Below are 18,410 nucleotides of genomic sequence, written 5' to 3'. Positions count from 1 at the left end.
AGCGGGATTTACCGATAAAGGCCTGAATCTGCGCAAATTCGGATCAGAAAGTCTTGGTGAAACGTTTAATCTGAACCAGATTGGGGAGCAATTGAGGGCATGGCGTGAATTAGTGCACCAAGATAGAGCATAGCGTGGCAGGCGAATCAGTGGTGCTTCTGCAAGGTGCGCAGAAACAAAAACGGCCTCCCGAGGGAGGCCGTTGTGATCATGTCATCGGCGCGAGGCGCCAATCAGATCAGCAGCTGTAGTACAGCTCGTATTCCAGCGGGTGTACGAAGGTACGGACCTTGATTTCTTCTTCGCTCTTCAGTTCGATGAAGGCGTCGATGAAGTCATCGGAGAACACGCCGCCCTTGGTCAGGAACGCACGGCCTTTATCCAGCTCTTCCAGAGCTTCTTTCAGGCTGCCGCACACTTGCGGGATGTTCTTGGCTTCTTCTGGCGGCAGGTCGTACAGGTTCTTGTCGGCCGCGTCGCCTGGGTGGATCTTGTTCTGGATGCCGTCCAGGCCAGCCATCAGCAGGGCCGCGAACGCCAGGTACGGGTTGGCCGATGGGTCCGGGAAACGTGCTTCGATACGGCGGGCTTTCGGGCTGCCAACGTAAGGAATACGGATCGAGGCGGAACGGTTGCGAGCCGAGTAGGCCAGCATTACCGGGGCTTCGAAGCCTGGGACCAGACGCTTGTACGAGTTGGTCGACGGGTTGGTGAAGCCGTTCAGGGCCTTACCGTGCTTGATGATACCGCCGATGAAGTACAGGGCGGTGTCGGACAGGCCGGCATAGCCTTCACCCGAGAAGGTGTTCTTGCCGTCTTTCCAGATCGACATGTGCACGTGCATGCCCGAGCCGTTGTCGCCGTACAGTGGCTTCGGCATGAAGGTGGCGGTACGGCCGTAAGCGTCGGCAACGTTGTGCACGACGTATTTCAGCGCCTGTACTTCGTCAGCCTTCTTCACCAGGGTGTTGAACTTGACGCCGATTTCGTTCTGGCCGGCAGTCGCCACTTCGTGGTGGTGAACTTCAACGGTCTGGCCCATTTCTTCCAGGGCGTTGCACATGGCAGTACGGATTTCGTGGTCGTGGTCGAACGGCGGAACCGGGAAGTAGCCGCCTTTCACGCCTGGACGGTGGCCTTTGTTGCCGCCTTCCACGTCAGCGCCGGTCATCCACGAGCCCTGCTCGGAGAAGATCTTGAACATCGAACCGGAGATGTCCGAGTGGAACTTCACTTCGTCGAAGATGAAGAACTCAGGCTCTGGGCCGGCGAATACGGTGTCACCGATGCCGGTGCTCTTCAGGTACTCTTCAGCGCGCTTGGCGATGGCGCGTGGGTCGCGATCGTAGCCCTGCATGCTCGACGGGTCGACGATGTCGCAGGTGATGATCAGGGTTGGTTCTTCGGTGAACGGGTCCAGAACGGCGGTTTCGTCGACCGGCATCAGGATCATGTCGGAAGCTTCGATGCCTTTCCAGCCAGCGATGGAGGAACCGTCGAACATCTTGCCGACTTCGAAGAAGTCTTCGTCCAGCGCATCACGCGACGGCATGGTCACGTGGTGCTGAATGCCTTTGGTGTCCGTGAAACGCAGATCAATCCACTTGACGTCATGATCTTTGATGAGTTGAACCGACTTCGACATGTTGTCCTCCGGATGGTCTAGAGCGCGGTGGGCCGCTGCCCTGGAAAAAGGGTGTTGCCGGGCGCGGATAGTCGGCCAAGCTTACCTGCCTCACAAGGGAGCAAATTGCATGCCAGTGCCCGAAAATGGCGAGGGTGGGATAAAAGGGGGCGTTTGCGGGCATTTGGCGTTGGGTTGGCGGGTAAAAGTGCACCCTTACGATGCGTTTTTTGATCGTCTCGCACCAATTGGGTGCGTGGCGTGAGTGGTGTGCTAGCTTCTAGGGCCTCTTCGCGGGTAAACCCGCTCCTACGGGCGGGTTTACCCGCGAAAGGGCCGGAACAGGCACTGCAAAACCTGGGCTCTGCATTTATCTCAAAGCTTCTGATCAAAAGTTGGTCAAATCCTGAGCAATTTCCGATATAATTCGCGCCCCTCATTTTCGGCAGGCCCTGCGCGCGCTGTTAACCAATGAAACTTATCGTCAAAGTCTTCCCAGAAATCACCATCAAAAGCCGGCCGGTGCGCAAGCGCTTCATCCGCCAGCTTGGCAAGAACATCCGCAACGTGCTCAAGGATCTCGACCCTGAGCTCGCGGTCGATGGTGTCTGGGACAATCTCGAGGTGGTCACCCGCGTCGAAGACGAAAAAGTCCAGCGCGAGATGATCGAACGCCTCACCTGCACCCCGGGTATCACCCACTTCCTGCAGGTAGAGGAATACCCGCTGGGTGACTTCGACGACATCGTCGCCAAGTGCAAGCACCACTTCGGCCACCTGCTGGCCGGCAAGCACTTCGCCGTGCGCTGCAAGCGCGGTGGCCACCATGACTTCACCTCGATGGACGTCGACCGTTACGTCGGCAGCCAGCTGCGCCAGCAGTGTGGCGCCGCCGGGATCGAGCTGAAAAAGCCTGAAGTGCTGGTGCGCATCGAAATCCGCGACCAGCGCCTGTACGTGATCCACAACCAGCACAACGGCATCGGCGGTTATCCGCTGGGTGCCCTGGAGCAGACCCTGGTGCTGATGTCCGGTGGTTTCGACTCCACCGTTGCGGCCTACCAGATGATGCGCCGCGGCCTGATGACCCACTTCTGCTTCTTCAACCTCGGCGGCCGTGCCCACGAGCTGGGCGTAATGGAAGTGGCCCATTACCTGTGGAAAAAATACGGCAGCAGCCAGCGCGTACTGTTCATCAGCGTGCCGTTCGAAGAAGTGGTTGGCGAGATCCTCAACAAGGTCGACAACAGTTACATGGGCGTTACCCTCAAGCGCATGATGCTGCGCGGCGCCGCCCATATGGCCGACCGCCTGCAGATCGACGCGCTGGTGACTGGCGAAGCGATTTCCCAGGTGTCCAGCCAGACCCTGCCGAACCTGTCGATCATCGACTCGGCCACCGACAAGCTGGTGCTGCGCCCGCTGCTGGCCAGCCACAAGCAGGACATCATCGACCAGGCCACCGAAATCGGCACCGCGGACTTTGCCAAGCACATGCCGGAATACTGCGGCGTGATCTCGGTAAACCCGACCACCCATGCCAAGCGTCACCGCATGGAGCACGAAGAAAAGCAGTTCGACATGGCCGTGCTGGAGCGCGCTCTTGAGCGCGCCAAGTTCATTTCCATCGACCATGTGATCGATGAGCTGGGCAAGGACATCGAAATCGAGGAAGTGGCCGAGGCGCTGCCAGGCCAGATCGTCATCGACATTCGCCACCCCGATGCCCAGGAAGACGAACCTCTGGTGCTGGAAGGTATCGAAGTCCAGGCCATGCCGTTCTACGCCATCAACAGCAAGTTCAAGCACCTGGACCCCACGCGCCAGTACTTGCTGTATTGCGACAAGGGTGTGATGAGCCGTTTGCACGCACACCACCTGCTCAGTGAGGGACATGCCAATGTGCGTGTTTATCGTCCGACATAAGATGCCGGGGCTGTATGGCGGCAGTATCCGCCATCGCCCTCCCGACCGCCGGGCCCGCTGAGCCTTAAACAGTACATATTGGCCGCCTACACTGGGCGGCAACCGAATCCTCTGATCGAGATACACTTGTGATCGAAAATCTGCGTAACATCGCCATCATCGCCCACGTTGACCATGGTAAAACCACTCTGGTCGACAAACTCCTGCGTCAGTCCGGCACTCTGGAGCGTAACGAGCTCAATGACGAGCGCGTCATGGACTCCAACGACCAGGAAAAAGAGCGCGGTATTACCATTCTGGCGAAAAACACCGCCATCAACTGGAACGGCTACCACATCAACATCGTCGACACCCCCGGCCACGCCGACTTCGGTGGCGAGGTTGAGCGTGTAATGTCGATGGTCGACTCCGTGCTGCTGCTGGTCGACGCCCAGGACGGCCCGATGCCGCAAACTCGCTTCGTGACCAAGAAGGCTTTCGAAGCCGGCCTGAAGCCAATCGTCGTGATCAACAAGGTTGACCGTCCGGGCGCACGTCCTGACTGGGTTCTGGACCAGATCTTCGACCTGTTCGACAACCTCGGTGCCACCGACGAACAGCTGGACTTCAAAGTGGTCTACGCCTCGGCCCTGAACGGCATTGCCGGCCTGGACCACACTGCCATGGCCGAAGACATGACCCCGCTGTACCAGTCGATCATCGACAACGTACCTGCACCGTCTGTTGACCGCGACGGCCCGTTCCAGATGCAGATCTCCGCACTGGACTACAACAGCTTCCTCGGCGTGATCGGTGTTGGCCGCATCGCCCGTGGCCGCGTCAAGCCGAACACCCCGGTTGTCGCCATCGACACCAACGGCAAGAAGCGTAACGGCCGTATCCTGAAGCTGATGGGTCACCACGGTCTGCACCGCGTTGACGTCGAAGAAGCCCAGGCTGGCGATATCGTCTGCATCAGCGGTTTCGATGAGCTGTTCATCTCCGACACCCTGTGCGCCCCGGATGCGGTAGAAGCGATGAAGCCGCTGACCGTTGACGAGCCGACCGTTTCGATGACCTTCCAGGTCAACGACTCGCCGTTCTGCGGTAAAGAAGGCAAGTTCGTCACCAGCCGTAACATCAAGGACCGTCTGGACAAGGAGCTGCTGTACAACGTTGCCCTGCGCGTTCAGGAGACCGACTCCCCAGACAAGTTCAAGGTTTCGGGCCGTGGTGAGCTGCACCTGTCGGTGCTGATCGAAACCATGCGTCGTGAAGGCTTCGAAATGGCCGTGGGCCGTCCTGAAGTGATCATCCGCGAAGTCGACGGCGTGAAGCAGGAGCCGTTCGAGAACGTCACCATCGACATCCCTGAAGAATCCCAGGGCAAGGTCATGGAAGAGATGGGTCTGCGTAAAGGCGACCTGACCAACATGGTTCCGGATGGCAAGGGCCGTGTTCGTCTGGAGTACAACATTCCAGCCCGTGGTCTGATCGGTTTCCGTAACCAGTTCCTGACCCTGACCAACGGTGCAGGCATCCTGACCTCGATCTTCGATCGCTACGACACCATGAAGTCGGGCCAGATGTCCGGCCGCCTCAACGGCGTACTGGTTTCGGTCGAGACCGGCAAGGCACTGACCTACTCGCTGGAAACCCTGCAGGCTCGCGGCAAGCTGTTCGTTGAACACGGCCAGGAGATCTACAACGGTCAGATCATCGGCCTGAACAGCCGTGACAACGACCTGGGCGTGAACCCGACCAAAGGCAAGAAGCTCGACAACATGCGTGCTTCGGGCAAAGACGAAGTCATCGCCCTGGTGCCACCAGTTCGCCACACCCTCGAGCAGGCCCTGGAATTCATCCAGGACGACGAGCTGTGCGAAGTGACGCCTAAGTCGATTCGTCTGCGCAAGAAGATCCTGGACGAAGGCGAGCGTACCCGCGCAGCCAAGAAAGCCAAGAACTGAGTTAGCTCAGGCTGAATGAAAACGCCCCCGGTCGAAAGGCCGGGGGCGTTTTTGTTTGTCTGGGTTTTTTGTGCTGGTAGTACCGGCCTCTTCGCGGGTAAACCCGCTCCTACAGGATATCCACAAAGGTCAAGACCTGTAGGAGCGGGTTTACCCGCGAAGAGGCCGCTGCAGGCAATAGATCAGCGCCCAACCACCTTGGGCTTGTAGGCGCAATACCCTGGCCGCGGCCCGACCTTGGGGTGGTTGCGGCAGGTATCCGGGCGCTTGTCATAAATGGTGCACAGCCGGCTTTTACGATCCAGGTACATGCAATCGTCGTTGCTCATCCGGGTGAGGGTGAAGATCCCGGACTTCTGGTTGAAGCGCTCGATGATGCCTTCTTTTTGCAGGCGCTTGGCCACGTTCTTGGGGGGTTCGTCTTTTTCGAACTCGTCGACCACGCCGATACGGATCAGATCCTTGATCTTCACCTCCACCGGCAGGGTGCAGCAGGTCGAATGGCAGCCATGGCACATGTTGCTGGTATAGCGCTGCCAGGTCTCCAGGCGGTCGACTTCGGCCGCGGCGATCAGGGTCGTTTTCATCTTTATAGGGTGGATCACGGTCTTGGGGCGCGCGATGATACCGGAATTGTTCAATTTATGAACAACCTTTTGCCGGAATCGCAGAGTGGGCATGAAAACTGCGAACCGTAACTGTCGCTCTCTGTCGAAGGGTCTAGTCTCAACACTCTCCCTCCGCTTTCGTCAACTTGCCCGAGGATGCCGCATGTCCCAGGAACCCAAAGCACGTGACGCCGAAGTCGCGGATTTTCGCGCTGCTGTACTGAACAAGCTGACCTACGCGGTCGGCAAGGACCCCGAGCACGCCTTCGACCATGACTGGTTCGAAGCCATTGCCCTGGCTGCGCGCGATCACATGGTCGACCACTGGATGGATCACACCCGGCAGGCCTATCGGCGCAGCCAGAAGCGTGTCTACTACCTTTCCCTGGAGTTTCTCATCGGCCGCTTGCTGTACGACAGCCTGAGCAACCTGGGCCTGCTGGACGTCGCCCGCGATGCGCTGGAAGGGCTGAATGTGGACCTCGAACGCATTCGCCTGCTCGAGCCGGACGCCGCGCTAGGCAATGGTGGCCTTGGCCGTCTGGCTGCGTGCTTCATGGAGAGCATGTCTACCCTGGGTATCGCTGCCCATGGTTACGGCATCCGCTACGAGCACGGGCTGTTCCGTCAGGCCGTGGTCGATGGCTGGCAGCAGGAACAGACCGAGAACTGGCTGGATTTCGGCAACCCCTGGGAGTTCGAGCGCGCCGAGGTGATCTACCCGATCAGCTTTGGCGGCAGTGTCGAAACGGTGCACGATGCAAGCGGTAGCCAGCGCCAGGTATGGTGGCCTGGCGAGACGGTGCGGGCGGTGGCCTACGACACGCCGGTAGTCGGCTGGCGAGGATCCAGCGTCAACACCCTGCGCCTGTGGCGTGCGCGGGCGCTGGAAGAGCTGCACCTGGAGCGCTTCAACGCCGGTGACCATTTGGGGGCTGTGGCTGAAGTGGCGCGTGCCGAGAGCATTTCGCGTGTGCTTTACCCCGCCGACAGTACCGAGGCCGGTCAGGAACTGCGCCTTCGCCAGGAGTACTTTTTCGTCTCGGCTTCGCTGCAGGACTTGCTGCGGCGCCACCTGAACATGCACAAGGACCTGCTCAACTTGCCTGATGCAGCGGCCATCCAGCTAAACGACACCCATCCCTCGATTGCGGTGGCGGAGCTGATGCGGTTGCTGGTGGATCAGCACGAAGTGCCTTGGGAAAAGGCCTGGGAGCTGACCGTCGGCACGCTCGCCTACACCAACCATACCCTGTTGCCAGAAGCCCTGGAAACCTGGCCGGTAGCGCTGATGGAGCGCATGCTGCCGCGGCACATGCAGATTATCTACCTGATCAATGCCTACCATATCGATGCGTTGCGGGCCAAAGGCCTGCACGACTTCGACGTGCTGCGCGCGGTTTCGCTGATTGAGGAAGACAACGGCCGACGGGTGCGCATGGGCAACCTGGCGTTTCTCGGCTCGCACAGCGTCAACGGCGTGTCGGCGCTGCACAGCAAGTTGATGAAAAGCACGGTGTTCTCCGAACTGCACAAGCTCTACCCGCAACGGATCAACAACAAGACCAACGGCATTACCTTCCGCCGCTGGTTGTACCAGTCCAACCCTCAACTGACCGAGATGCTGGTCGAGGCGCTTGGGCCGGAACTCAAGGACGACCCACAGACGCGTCTGGCGGGCTTGGTGCCGTTCGCCGAAAAAGCCGGTTTCCGCAAGCAGTTCGCTGCCCAGCGGCTGCACAGCAAGCGCGCCTTGGCCAGCATCATTCAGGATCGTATCGGCGTCACGGTCAACCCCGAGGCGCTATTCGACGTTCAGGTCAAACGTATTCACGAATACAAGCGCCAGTTGCTCAACCTGCTGCACACCGTTGCACTGTACCAGGCCATACGCAACGACCCTGGCACCAACTGGGTGCCGCGGGTGAAGATCTTCGCTGGCAAGGCTGCGGCCAGTTACCACCAGGCCAAACTGATCATCAAGCTGGCCAACGACATCGCCCGGGTGGTGAACAACGACCCGACGGTGCGCGGCCTGCTGAAGGTGGTGTTCCTGCCCAACTACAACGTCAGCCTGGCCGAGAGCATCATCCCGGCGGCGGACCTTTCCGAGCAGATATCCACCGCGGGTTACGAAGCTTCCGGTACCAGTAACATGAAGTTCGGCCTCAATGGTGCGCTGACCATCGGCACCCTGGATGGCGCCAACGTGGAGATGTGCGAACAGGTGGGGGCCGACAACATGTTCATCTTTGGCCTGACCGCGCAGCAGGTTGAAGCGCGCAAGCGTGCCGGTGATTTTGGCGCCAATGCCGCCATAGCTGCTTCCAACCGCTTGACCGATGTGTTGCAGGCCATCCGCAGTGGTGTGTTCTCGCCAGACGACCCTTCTCGGTACACCGGGTTGATCGACGGCCTGGTGGCCTACGATCGCTTCCTGGTGTGTGCCGATTTCGATGCCTACTGGGATGCCCAGCGGCGGGTCGAGGATCTGTGGCACACACCGCAGGAGTGGTGGCGCAAGGCGGTGCTCAATACCGCGCGGATGGGCTGGTTCTCCTCGGATCGGACCATTCGCGAGTATGCGACCGAGATCTGGAAGGCGCTGGACTGAGGCGGGCCTGTGCTGGCTTGTTCGCGGGTAAACCCGCGCCTACAGGGCCCTTATCCACCTGTAGGCGCGGGCGCGTCCGCGAATGGCCCCACAACCAGACCACCGGCCTGGCGAAGGCTGAACTACCGACCTATTGTGCCGTCTGAGAGCCGTGGCGAGTCTCATCACTCGCTAGCCCGTCACTCTCCCTGTAAACTGCGGGGGTTTTTCATCCCCCCAATCCGTTCGGAGCCATACATGTCCCGCGTTACCCTGAGTCGCTATCTGATTGAGCAGACCCGCAGCAACAATACCCCTGCCGATCTGCGCTTCCTGATCGAAGTGGTAGCGCGTGCGTGCAAGGAAATCAGCCATCACGTGTCCAAAGGCGCCCTCGGTGGTGTGCTGGGCAGCATGGGCACTGAAAACGTGCAGGGCGAGGTCCAGAAGAAACTGGACGTGATTTCCAACGATATTCTGCTGGAAGCCAACGAGTGGGGCGGTCACCTGGCTGGCATGGCTTCCGAAGAAATGGACAACGCGTACCAGATCCCGGGCAAGTACCCGAAAGGCGCCTACCTGCTGGTCTTCGACCCGCTGGACGGTTCGTCGAACATCGACGTCAACGTGTCGGTCGGTACCATCTTCTCGGTTCTGCGTTGCCCTAACCAGTACCTGAGCCAGAACGAAAGCCTCAACGAAGAAGCGTTCCTGCAGCCAGGTACCGAGCAGGTTGCTGCCGGTTATGCCATCTACGGCCCGCAGACCATGCTGATCCTGACTCTGGGCAACGGCGTCAAGGGCTTCACCCTGGATCGCGAACTGGGCAGCTTCGTGCTGACTCACGAAAACATCCGCGTACCGGAGACCACCGCCGAGTTCGCCATCAACATGTCCAACCAGCGCCACTGGGAAGCCCCGGTACAGCGCTATGTGGGCGAACTGCTGGCAGGCGAGACCGGCCCGCTGAAGAAGAACTACAACATGCGCTGGATCGCCTCGATGGTGGCCGACGTGCACCGCATCCTGACCCGTGGCGGCCTGTTCATGTACCCACGTGACGCCCGCGAACCAAGCAAGCCGGGCAAGCTGCGCCTGATGTATGAAGCCAACCCGATGTCGTTCATCATCGAACAGGCCGGTGGCGCTTCCACCAACGGTTACGATCGCATCCTCGACATCAAGCCAGAAAGCCTGCACCAGCGCGTGTCGGTGATTCTCGGCTCGAAGGAAGAGGTCGAGCGCGTCACCGCTTACCACAAGGAGTAAGTCATGCTCGCACCTTGGCAGCCGTTGCTGGAGTGGTGGTTCGGTTGGGGCACCAGTGCCCAGGCCGTGGCTGACGAGAAGAGCACGCTGTGGTTCGGCAAACATTACGATGCCGAGGCCCATGCGCTGTTTGGCGACCTGGTCGAGCATGCCCTGGCGGGTGGGCTCGAAGAGTGGCAGCAAAGCCCGCAGGGCTGGCTGGGCCTGCTGATTTTGCTCGACCAGCTGCCACGCATGATCTACCGCGACACGCAGCGTGCCTTCGAGGGCGACCGGCGTGCCCAGGTGGTGGCCATGCAGGGCCTGCAGAAGGGCTGGGATTACCAGCTGCTGCCGATCCAGCGCGTGTTCGTGCTGCTGGTACTGGAGCATGCCGAAGTGCTGGACTGGCAGAACCTGTGCGTGGAGCGTTATCGAATGCTGCTGGACGAACAGCCCGAGGCCAACCGCCGGCTGTTTGAAGGCTTCCTCGACTATGCCGAGCAGCACCAGCGGGTAATTGCTCGCTTCGGGCGCTTCCCGCACCGCAACCTGGTGCTGGAGCGGCCGAGCACCAGCGAAGAGATGGACTTTTTGCTGGAGCCTGGGTCCCGGTTCTGAGGCCCAAGGGGCCTGCTGTGCAGGCATCGCGACGCAAGGCCGCTCCCATTGGGGGCGGCCTTTTTTATTGGGCGCATGATTAGTGCTTTGTGATTAATCGCACAGTAGTGGCCATCCGACCAATGGTGTAGGGACATAGGGGGTGGGGCAGGGAACCTGGGAGGGATTTTCACGTCGAAGGTCACTGCAGGCCACTCGCCTGTATCATCTTTCAGGAGTGTCCCTTCATGTCGTTGCGTTCCCTCGCCCTGTTGTCGCTGTGCGTCGTGCTGACTGCCTGCAGCAAGATCAATCAGGAAAACTATTCCAAGATCAAGGCCGGTATGAACAAGGCCGAGGTCGAGCAGTTGCTCGGCACGCCGACCGAGTGTTCTGGCGCGTTGGGCATGAGCAGCTGCACCTGGGGGGACGAGAAGAGCTTCATAAGCGTGCAGTACGCAGCTGACAAGGTGCTGATGTATTCCGGGCAGGGCCTCAAATGAGGCGTGCGTACCTGCTGATGGGGGTATGCCTGGCGTTGCTGCTGGGCGGTTGTGCAGGTTCCGTGCACGACCCGCTGGCGCCGAAAACTGCCGGCCATGTCGACCTCAAGCGCTACCAGGGCAAATGGTACGAGCTGGCGCGCCTGCCCATGCGCTTCCAGGAAGGCTGCGAGCAGTCCGAGGCCCATTACAACCTCAGGCCTGATGGCAGTTATGGCGTGCTCAACCGCTGCCGCACCATGGGTGATGAATGGCTTCGCGCAGAAGGGCATGCGAATATCCAGGAGCCGGGGCACACCGACAAGCTGTGGGTCGAGTTCGATAACTGGTTCACCAGGCTGGTGCCAGGCGTGGCGCGGGGTGAGTACTGGATTCTTTATGTGGACGACCACTACCGTACGGCCATCGTCGGCAGCCCGGACCGCAAATACCTTTGGATTCTGTCGCGCACACCGACACTGCCGGCCTGGGAGCGTGAGAACCTGCTGTCCAGGGCGCGGCAGCAGGGGTATGACACCAGCCGCTTGATCTGGCGGGCGTCCGATCAGCAAATAGTAAAAATGCACTGAGTTTTTTGGGGTTGGTTTGCAACCTTTCGCGGGCAAGCCCGCTCCCACAGGTTCTGCGCTGAACCCTGGGCTGCCCCCAAGAGATTTTGTGGGGCAGTCCAACCTGTGCGGGCTTGCCCGCGAAGGGCTGCAACGCAGCCCCGGTACACTCAGCCCAAAAGCTGGCGCAACACCTCGGCAAACGCCCGCCCGCTTTCTTCTTCTTGCGCATGCCGCCCCTGGCGCACCACCCACTGCCCATTCACCATCACATCGCGCACCTGGCGATCGCCGCCGGCAAACAGCCAACGGTTGAGAATGGCATCACCCTCCGCCATGGCGATGTAGGGGTCCTGCCCATCGAGCACCAGCCAGTCGGCACGCTTGCCCACCGCCAACTCGCCGACCGCCTGCCCCAGCGCCTGTGCACCACCGGCCAACGCCGCGTCATACAGCGTGCGTCCGACCATCGGTTGGTCGCCGCGATACAGGCGGTTGCGCCGCTGGTCCCGCAGGCGCTGGCCATATTCCAGCCAGCGCAGCTCCTCCACCACGCTCAACGACACATGGCTGTCCGAGCCAATGCCCATACGTCCGCCCTGTGTCAGGAAGTCCACTGCCGGGAAGATCCCATCGCCCAGGTTGGCTTCGGTGGTCAGGCACAACCCGGCCACTGCGCCGCTGCGGGCCATGGCAGTGACTTCGTCCGGTTCGGCATGGGTAGCGTGTACCAGGCACCAGCGGCGGTCCACGTCCACGTGCTCGTACAGCCACTGCAGCGGGCGCAGGCCGCTCCAGGCCAGGCAGTCGTCGACTTCCTTCTGCTGTTCGGCGATGTGGATATGCACTGGGCACTGCCTGTCGCTGGCCGCCAACACTTCGGCGATCTGCCCAGGCGTTACCGCCCGCAGTGAGTGGAAGCACAGGCCCAGTTGCTGCGCCGGTTGCGCGGCCAGCAGCGGGGCGAGCTGGGCTTGCAGCTGCAGGTACTGCCCGGTGGAGTTGATGAAGCGCCGCTGCCCGTCGTTCGGCGCCTGGCCGCCAAAGCCTGCATGGCTGTACAGCACCGGCAGCAAGGTCAGGCCGATGCCGCTGTCGGCTGCGGCCGCGCTGATGCGTCGCGACAGCTCGGCCGGGTCGGCGTAGGGCTTGCCGGCCTGGTCGTGGTGCACGTAGTGGAACTCCGCCACCGAGGTATAACCGGCCTTGAGCATCTCGATGTACAACTGGCGGGCGATGACCTGAAGCTGCTCTGGGCTGATCTGCCCGACCAGGCGGTACATCAGGTCTCGCCAGGTCCAGAAACTGTCGTTGGGGTTGCCGGCAACTTCCGCCAGGCCTGCCATGGCGCGCTGGAAGGCATGCGAGTGCAGGTTGGGCATGCCGGGCAGCAGCGGGCCGGCCAGGCGCTCGGCGCCTTCGGCCGAAGCGCCAGGCTCGATGCTGGCCACGCGGCCATCGCGGGCGACCTCGATACGCACATGGCTGGCCCAACCCGTAGGTAGCAGGGCGCGTTCGGCGAAGTAGGCTGACATCGGTGGAATCCTGTTATTGTTAACTTGTATATACATATACAGGCGTTTGCCTGCCGGGTAAACTGCGGCAAGCTACCGCTCATTTCATTTGCACAAGGATCCATCGCCGTGCCGACACCTCCTGTCTCCGTGCTGGTTGCCCAGATGGGCGAGGGCCCGGCGCCGCTCTACGCCCGGGTCAAACAGATGATCATCCAGCAGATCGACAACGGCAGCTGGCCACCGCATCACCGGGTACCCTCCGAGAGCGAGTTGGTCAACGAGCTGGGTTTCAGCCGCATGACCATCAACCGCGCCCTGCGTGAACTCACCGCCGAGGGCCTGCTGGTGCGCATGCAAGGGGTCGGCACCTTCGTGGCCGAGCCCAAGGGCCGTTCGGCGCTGTTCGAGGTCAACAACATTGCCGATGAAATTGCCGCGCGCGGGCACCAGCATAGCTGCCAGGTGATCACGCTTGCCGAAGAAGCGGCCGGCTCCGAGCGGGCGCTGGCTCTGGACATGCGTGAAGGTCAGCGGGTGTTCCATTCGCTGATCGTGCATTTCGAGAACGGCGTGCCGGTGCAGATCGAGGACCGCTACGTTAACGCGGCCATCGCCCCCGACTACCTCAAGCAGGACTTTACTCGGCAGACGCCTTACGCCTACCTGTCCCAGGTGGCGCCGTTGACCGAAGGTGAGCATGTGGTCGAGGCGATCCTGGCCGAGCCGGAAGAATGCCGCCTGTTGCAGATCGAGCGGGGCGAGCCTTGCCTGCTGATTCGTCGTCGCACCTGGTCCGGCCGCCAGCCGGTGACCGCTGCACGGCTGATCCACCCCGGTTCCCGTCATCGCCTGGAAGGACGTTTCAGCAAATGAGTCAGCTGCAGTTGTTGCGTGCGCATGATTACCCGCGCATGCCTTGGAAGAACGGTGGTGGTTTCACCGAAGAGATCACCCGCGACAGTGGCGAGGGCCTGGACGGTTTTGGCTGGCGTCTGTCGATTGCCGACATCGAAGAGTCGGGCGGCTTTTCCACCTTCGCCGGCTACCAGCGGATCATCACCGTGCTGCAGGGCGACGGCATGCGCCTGCTGGTCGACGGCCAGGCCAGTCGGCCATTGCTGGCGTTCGATGCGTTTGCGTTCAGCGGCGAGAGCCAGGTCAGCTGCAAGTTGCTGGGCGGGGCGATCCGCGATTTCAACCTGATCTATGCACCTGAGCGATATAGGGCGCGGCTGCAGTGGCTGGATGGCACCAGCCGGGTGTACAGCTCGGCGTCGACGGTGTTGTTGTTTGCTGCCAGCAGCCTGGTCGAAGTCACTATTGCCGGGCGCGAGACGCAGCGGTTGGGGTTGTTCGACTGCTTGCGTCTGGAAGGCAATGATGAATTGCTGGGGTTGGAGGTTCAGGGGCGGTTCTGCCTGATCGAACTGGTTGAGTGCTGAGGGCCTGGCTGTAGGTTTTTGTCGCCTGTGAGATCGAGCGCCGCCAGGTGTCCGCCTCGACACATTCTGCGCCTGTGAGATCGAGCGCCGCCCGCGCGGCGCTTCGCGGGTAAACCCGCTCCTACGTTTGTTTCAGGCCAATTATGCCTGTGGGATTTGCGCGCGAACGCCTTGGTGCATGCCTCGATATCGCGTCGTACCAACAAGGCGGTCGCGCGCGCCAGGCACAGAATGGACTGGCCCGAAACAAACGTAGGAGCGGGTTTACCCGCGAAGCGCCGCGCGGGCGGCGCTCGATCTATACCCCAACATAAATCTCAAGCCAGGAACGGCAAGGTCCAATTATTTTGGTTGTCCATGCTTGTACATACAAGTAAAGGTGTGTTTGTATATTGACCACGACATACCCGCCCGCGGACGACCGCAGAGGACCTTTCCCGTGACCGACAACAACAAATACCGTGACGTTGAAATCCGTGCCCCACGTGGCAACAAGCTGACCGCCAAAAGCTGGCTGACCGAAGCGCCACTGCGCATGCTGATGAACAACCTCGATCCGCAGGTCGCGGAAAACCCGAAAGAGCTGGTGGTATACGGCGGTATCGGCCGCGCCGCGCGCAACTGGGCGTGCTACGACAAGATCGTCGAAACCCTGACCCGCCTGGAAGACGACGAAACCCTGCTGGTGCAGTCGGGCAAGCCGGTCGGTGTGTTCAAGACCCACAGCAACGCACCGCGCGTGCTGATTGCCAACTCCAACCTGGTGCCACACTGGGCCAACTGGGAACACTTCAACGAACTGGACGCCAAGGGCCTGGCCATGTACGGCCAGATGACCGCCGGCAGCTGGATCTACATCGGCAGCCAGGGCATCGTCCAGGGCACCTATGAAACCTTCGTCGAAGCCGGTCGCCAGCACTACGGCGGCAGCCTGAAAGGCAAGTGGGTACTCACCGCTGGCCTGGGCGGCATGGGCGGCGCCCAGCCACTGGCCGCGACCCTGGCCGGGGCTTGCTCGCTCAACATCGAATGCCAGCAGAGCCGTATCGACTTCCGCCTGGAAACCCGCTACGTCGACGAGCAGGCCACTGACCTCGACGACGCCCTGGCACGCATCGCCAAGTACACCGCCGAAGGCAAGGCCATCTCCATCGCCCTGCATGGCAACGCCGCCGAAATCCTCCCAGAGCTGGTCAAACGTGGCGTGCGCCCGGACATGGTCACCGACCAGACCAGCGCCCACGACCCACTGAACGGCTACCTGCCTGCCGGCTGGACCTGGGAACAGTACCGCGACCGCGCGCAGACCGAACCAGCTGCAGTGGTCAAGGCTGCCAAGCAGTCGATGGCCGTGCACGTGCAGGCCATGCTGGACTTCCAGAAGCAGGGCATCCCGACCTTCGACTACGGCAACAACATCCGCCAGATGGCCAAGGAAGAGGGCGTGGCCAATGCCTTCGACTTCCCAGGCTTCGTCCCGGCCTACATCCGCCCACTGTTCTGCCGCGGGGTCGGCCCGTTCCGCTGGGCGGCGCTGTCCGGTGAAGCCGAGGACATCTACAAGACCGACGCCAAGGTCAAGGAACTGATCCCCGACGACGCCCACCTGCACCGCTGGCTGGACATGGCCCGCGAGCGCATCAGCTTCCAGGGCCTGCCGGCACGTATCTGCTGGGTGGGGCTGGGCCTTCGCGCCAAGCTGGGCCTGGCTTTCAACGAAATGGTCCGCAGCGGCGAGCTGTCGGCACCGGTGGTGATCGGCCGTGACCACCTCGACTCCGGCTCGGTATCCAGCCCGAACCGCGAAACCGAGGCCATGCGTGATGGTTCGGACGCTGTTTCCGACTGGCCGCTGCTCAACGCCCTGCTGAACACCGCAGGCGGCGCCACCTGGGTCTCGCTGCACCATGGCGGTGGCGTGGGCATGGGCTTCTCGCAGCACTCGGGCATGGTCATCGTCTGCGACGGTACCGATGAGGCCGCCGAGCGCATCGCCCGGGTACTGACCAACGACCCAGGGACTGGCGTCATGCGTCACGCCGATGCCGGTTATGACATCGCCATCGACTGCGCCAAGGAGCAGGGCCTGGACCTGCCGATGATCACCGGCTGATCACCACGCTTTGGATCGCACCCTGCAAGGGGTGATACTGAACAACAAGAAGGAGCGCGCAGGCACCCACAAGCGGGCCTGCGGCTCCACGCGATTTGGAGTAGTAACGTGACCGAACTCACCCTCAAGCCTGGCACCCTGACCCTGGCCCAGCTGCGCGCTATCCATGCCGCGCCCGTGCGCCTGCAACTGGATGCCAGCGCCGCACCGGCCATCGACGCCAGCGTCGCCTGTGTCGAACAGATCATTGCCGAAGACCGTACTGCCTACGGCATCAACACCGGCTTCGGCCTGCTGGCCTCGACCCGCATCGCCAGCCATGACCTGGAGAACCTGCAGCGTTCGCTGGTGCTGTCCCACGCCGCCGGTATCGGCGCGCCGCTGGATGACGACTTGGTGCGGTTGATCATGGTGCTGAAGATCAACAGCCTCAGCCGTGGCTTCTCCGGCATCCGCCGCAAAGTCATCGACGCGCTGATTGCCCTGGTCAACGCCGAAGTCTACCCGCACATCCCGCTGAAAGGCTCGGTCGGCGCATCCGGTGACCTTGCGCCGCTTGCGCATATGTCGCTGGTGCTGCTGGGTGAAGGCAAGGCACGCTACAAGGGCCAGTGGCTGCCGGCCACCGAGGCCTTGTCGATTGCCGGCCTCGAGCCGCTGACCCTGGCCGCCAAAGAGGGCCTGGCCCTGCTCAACGGTACCCAGGCCTCCACCGCCTATGCCTTGCGTGGCCTGTTCCAGGGCGAAGACCTGTATGCCGCTGCCATCGCCTGCGGTGGCCTGAGCGTCGAAGCTGCGCTGGGCTCGCGTTCGCCGTTCGATGCGCGTATCCACGAAGTGCGTGGCCAGCGCGGCCAGATCGACACCGCTGCCTGCTTCCGCGACCTGCTGGGCGACTCCAGCGAAGTGTCGCTGTCGCACAAGAACTGCGACAAGGTCCAGGACCCGTACTCGCTGCGCTGCCAGCCGCAGGTCATGGGTGCCTGCCTGACCCAGCTGCGCCAGGCCGCCGAGGTACTGGGCATCGAAGCCAACGCCGTGTCGGACAACCCGCTGGTGTTCGCTGCCGAAGGTGATGTGATCTCCGGCGGCAACTTCCACGCCGAACCGGTGGCCATGGCCGCCGACAACCTGGCCCTGGCCATCGCCGAAATCGGTTCGCTCAGCGAGCGCCGCATCTCGCTGATGATGGACAAGCACATGTCCCAATTGCCGCCGTTCCTGGTGGAAAACGGCGGGGTCAACTCTGGCTTCATGATCGCCCAGGTCACCGCTGCCGCCCTGGCCAGCGAGAACAAGGCTTTGTCGCACCCGCACAGTGTCGACAGCCTGCCAACTTCGGCCAACCAGGAAGACCACGTGTCGATGGCCCCGGCTGCCGGCAAGCGCCTGTGGGAAATGGCCGAAAACACCCGTGGCGTGCTGGCCATCGAATGGCTGGGCGCGTGCCAGGGCCTGGACCTGCGCAAAGGCCTGAAGACTTCGGCCAAGCTGGAGCAGGCGCGCCAGGCGCTGCGCAGCGAGGTGCCGCATTACGACCGTGACCGTTTCTTCGCGCCGGATATCGAAAAGGCCGTGGACCTGTTGGCCAAGGGTAGTCTGACCGGCTTGCTGCCGGCGGGTGTGCTGCCAAGCCTGTAATGCCCCTTGGGGCCGCTTGGCGGCCCTTCGCGGTCAAGCCCGCTCCTACACAGCTTGCGATCTGCAAACGCTATCCATGTAGGAGCGGGCTTGCCCGC

14 protein-coding genes are annotated in these 18,410 nt (G+C 61.7%); 11 read left to right on the top strand and 3 right to left on the bottom strand.

The annotated features are described in order from the left end of the window. Positions 1-238: 238 nt before the first annotated feature. Complete coding sequence (gene glnA, locus REH59_RS26895) at positions 239-1,645, bottom strand: type I glutamate--ammonia ligase (RefSeq protein ID WP_003249219.1); 1,407 nt, start codon at positions 1,643-1,645, stop codon at positions 239-241. A 450-nt stretch (positions 1,646-2,095) separates the two neighbouring features. Here glnA and thiI point away from each other — a divergent pair, with 450 nt between their 5' ends. Then, positions 2,096-3,550: a tRNA uracil 4-sulfurtransferase ThiI gene (gene thiI / locus REH59_RS26890; RefSeq protein ID WP_003249221.1), complete on the top strand. Its 1,455-nt coding sequence runs from the start codon at positions 2,096-2,098 to the stop codon at positions 3,548-3,550. A gap of 128 nt (positions 3,551-3,678) precedes the next feature. Continuing rightward, positions 3,679-5,499, top strand: a complete 1,821-nt coding sequence (gene typA / locus REH59_RS26885; RefSeq protein WP_003249222.1) for a translational GTPase TypA — start codon at positions 3,679-3,681, stop codon at positions 5,497-5,499. Between the two features lie 182 nt (positions 5,500-5,681). Here typA and REH59_RS26880 read toward each other — a convergent pair whose 3' ends face one another. Further along, positions 5,682-6,086: a YkgJ family cysteine cluster protein gene (locus REH59_RS26880; RefSeq protein WP_003249225.1), complete on the bottom strand. Its 405-nt coding sequence runs from the start codon at positions 6,084-6,086 to the stop codon at positions 5,682-5,684. A 184-nt stretch (positions 6,087-6,270) separates the two neighbouring features. Between REH59_RS26880 and REH59_RS26875 the strand changes: the two genes are divergently transcribed. The 5 genes from REH59_RS26875 to REH59_RS26855 all read left to right on the top strand — a co-directional run bounded on the left by REH59_RS26875 (position 6,271) and on the right by REH59_RS26855 (position 11,620). Further along, positions 6,271-8,721, top strand: a complete 2,451-nt coding sequence (locus tag REH59_RS26875; protein WP_012053932.1) for a glycogen/starch/alpha-glucan phosphorylase — start codon at positions 6,271-6,273, stop codon at positions 8,719-8,721. Positions 8,722-8,958: 237 nt separating this feature from the next. Then, positions 8,959-9,969 (top strand): class 1 fructose-bisphosphatase, encoded by a 1,011-nt coding sequence (locus REH59_RS26870; RefSeq protein ID WP_003249230.1) that lies wholly within the window; start codon positions 8,959-8,961, stop codon positions 9,967-9,969. 3 nt (positions 9,970-9,972) lie between these two features. Then, the gene (locus tag REH59_RS26865) at positions 9,973-10,569 is read left to right on the top strand and encodes a DUF924 family protein (RefSeq protein ID WP_003249232.1); all 597 of its coding nucleotides are present in this window, start codon (positions 9,973-9,975) and stop codon (positions 10,567-10,569) included. A gap of 227 nt (positions 10,570-10,796) precedes the next feature. Then, on the top strand, positions 10,797-11,051 hold the full coding sequence (gene bamE, locus REH59_RS26860) for an outer membrane protein assembly factor BamE domain-containing protein (RefSeq protein WP_003249234.1): 255 nt from the start codon (positions 10,797-10,799) through the stop codon (positions 11,049-11,051). Beyond that, positions 11,048-11,620, top strand: a complete 573-nt coding sequence (locus REH59_RS26855) for a lipocalin family protein (RefSeq protein ID WP_004576931.1) — start codon at positions 11,048-11,050, stop codon at positions 11,618-11,620. Before bamE ends, REH59_RS26855 begins: the two co-directional genes overlap by 4 nt. A 149-nt stretch (positions 11,621-11,769) precedes the next feature. Here the strand turns inward: REH59_RS26855 and REH59_RS26850 are convergent, their stop codons facing one another. Continuing rightward, positions 11,770-13,134, bottom strand: a complete 1,365-nt coding sequence (locus REH59_RS26850; protein ID WP_014861511.1) for a formimidoylglutamate deiminase — start codon at positions 13,132-13,134, stop codon at positions 11,770-11,772. A 144-nt stretch (positions 13,135-13,278) separates the two neighbouring features. Here REH59_RS26850 and hutC point away from each other — a divergent pair, with 144 nt between their 5' ends. The 4 genes from hutC (at position 13,279) to hutH (ending at position 18,312) form a co-directional block, all read left to right on the top strand. Continuing rightward, positions 13,279-13,989 (top strand): histidine utilization repressor, encoded by a 711-nt coding sequence (hutC, locus tag REH59_RS26845; protein WP_173881450.1) that lies wholly within the window; start codon positions 13,279-13,281, stop codon positions 13,987-13,989. Next, entirely contained in the window at positions 13,986-14,558 is a 573-nt protein-coding gene (locus REH59_RS26840; RefSeq protein ID WP_014861510.1) for a HutD family protein, read from the top strand. Before hutC ends, REH59_RS26840 begins: the two co-directional genes overlap by 4 nt. Before the next feature lie 439 nt (positions 14,559-14,997). Continuing rightward, positions 14,998-16,671: a urocanate hydratase gene (gene hutU, locus REH59_RS26835; RefSeq protein ID WP_004577162.1), complete on the top strand. Its 1,674-nt coding sequence runs from the start codon at positions 14,998-15,000 to the stop codon at positions 16,669-16,671. A gap of 108 nt (positions 16,672-16,779) precedes the next feature. Next, entirely contained in the window at positions 16,780-18,312 is a 1,533-nt protein-coding gene (gene hutH, locus REH59_RS26830) for a histidine ammonia-lyase (protein WP_014860368.1), read from the top strand. Positions 18,313-18,410 lie beyond the last annotated feature (98 nt).

Origin of the sequence: Pseudomonas sp. BO3-4 (assembly GCF_034044115.1) — a bacterium.
GTDB lineage: Bacteria > Pseudomonadota > Gammaproteobacteria > Pseudomonadales > Pseudomonadaceae > Aquipseudomonas > Aquipseudomonas alloputida.
Note: the sequence above shows the minus strand (reverse complement) of the source record. Positions and strands in the feature narration are given on the sequence as shown.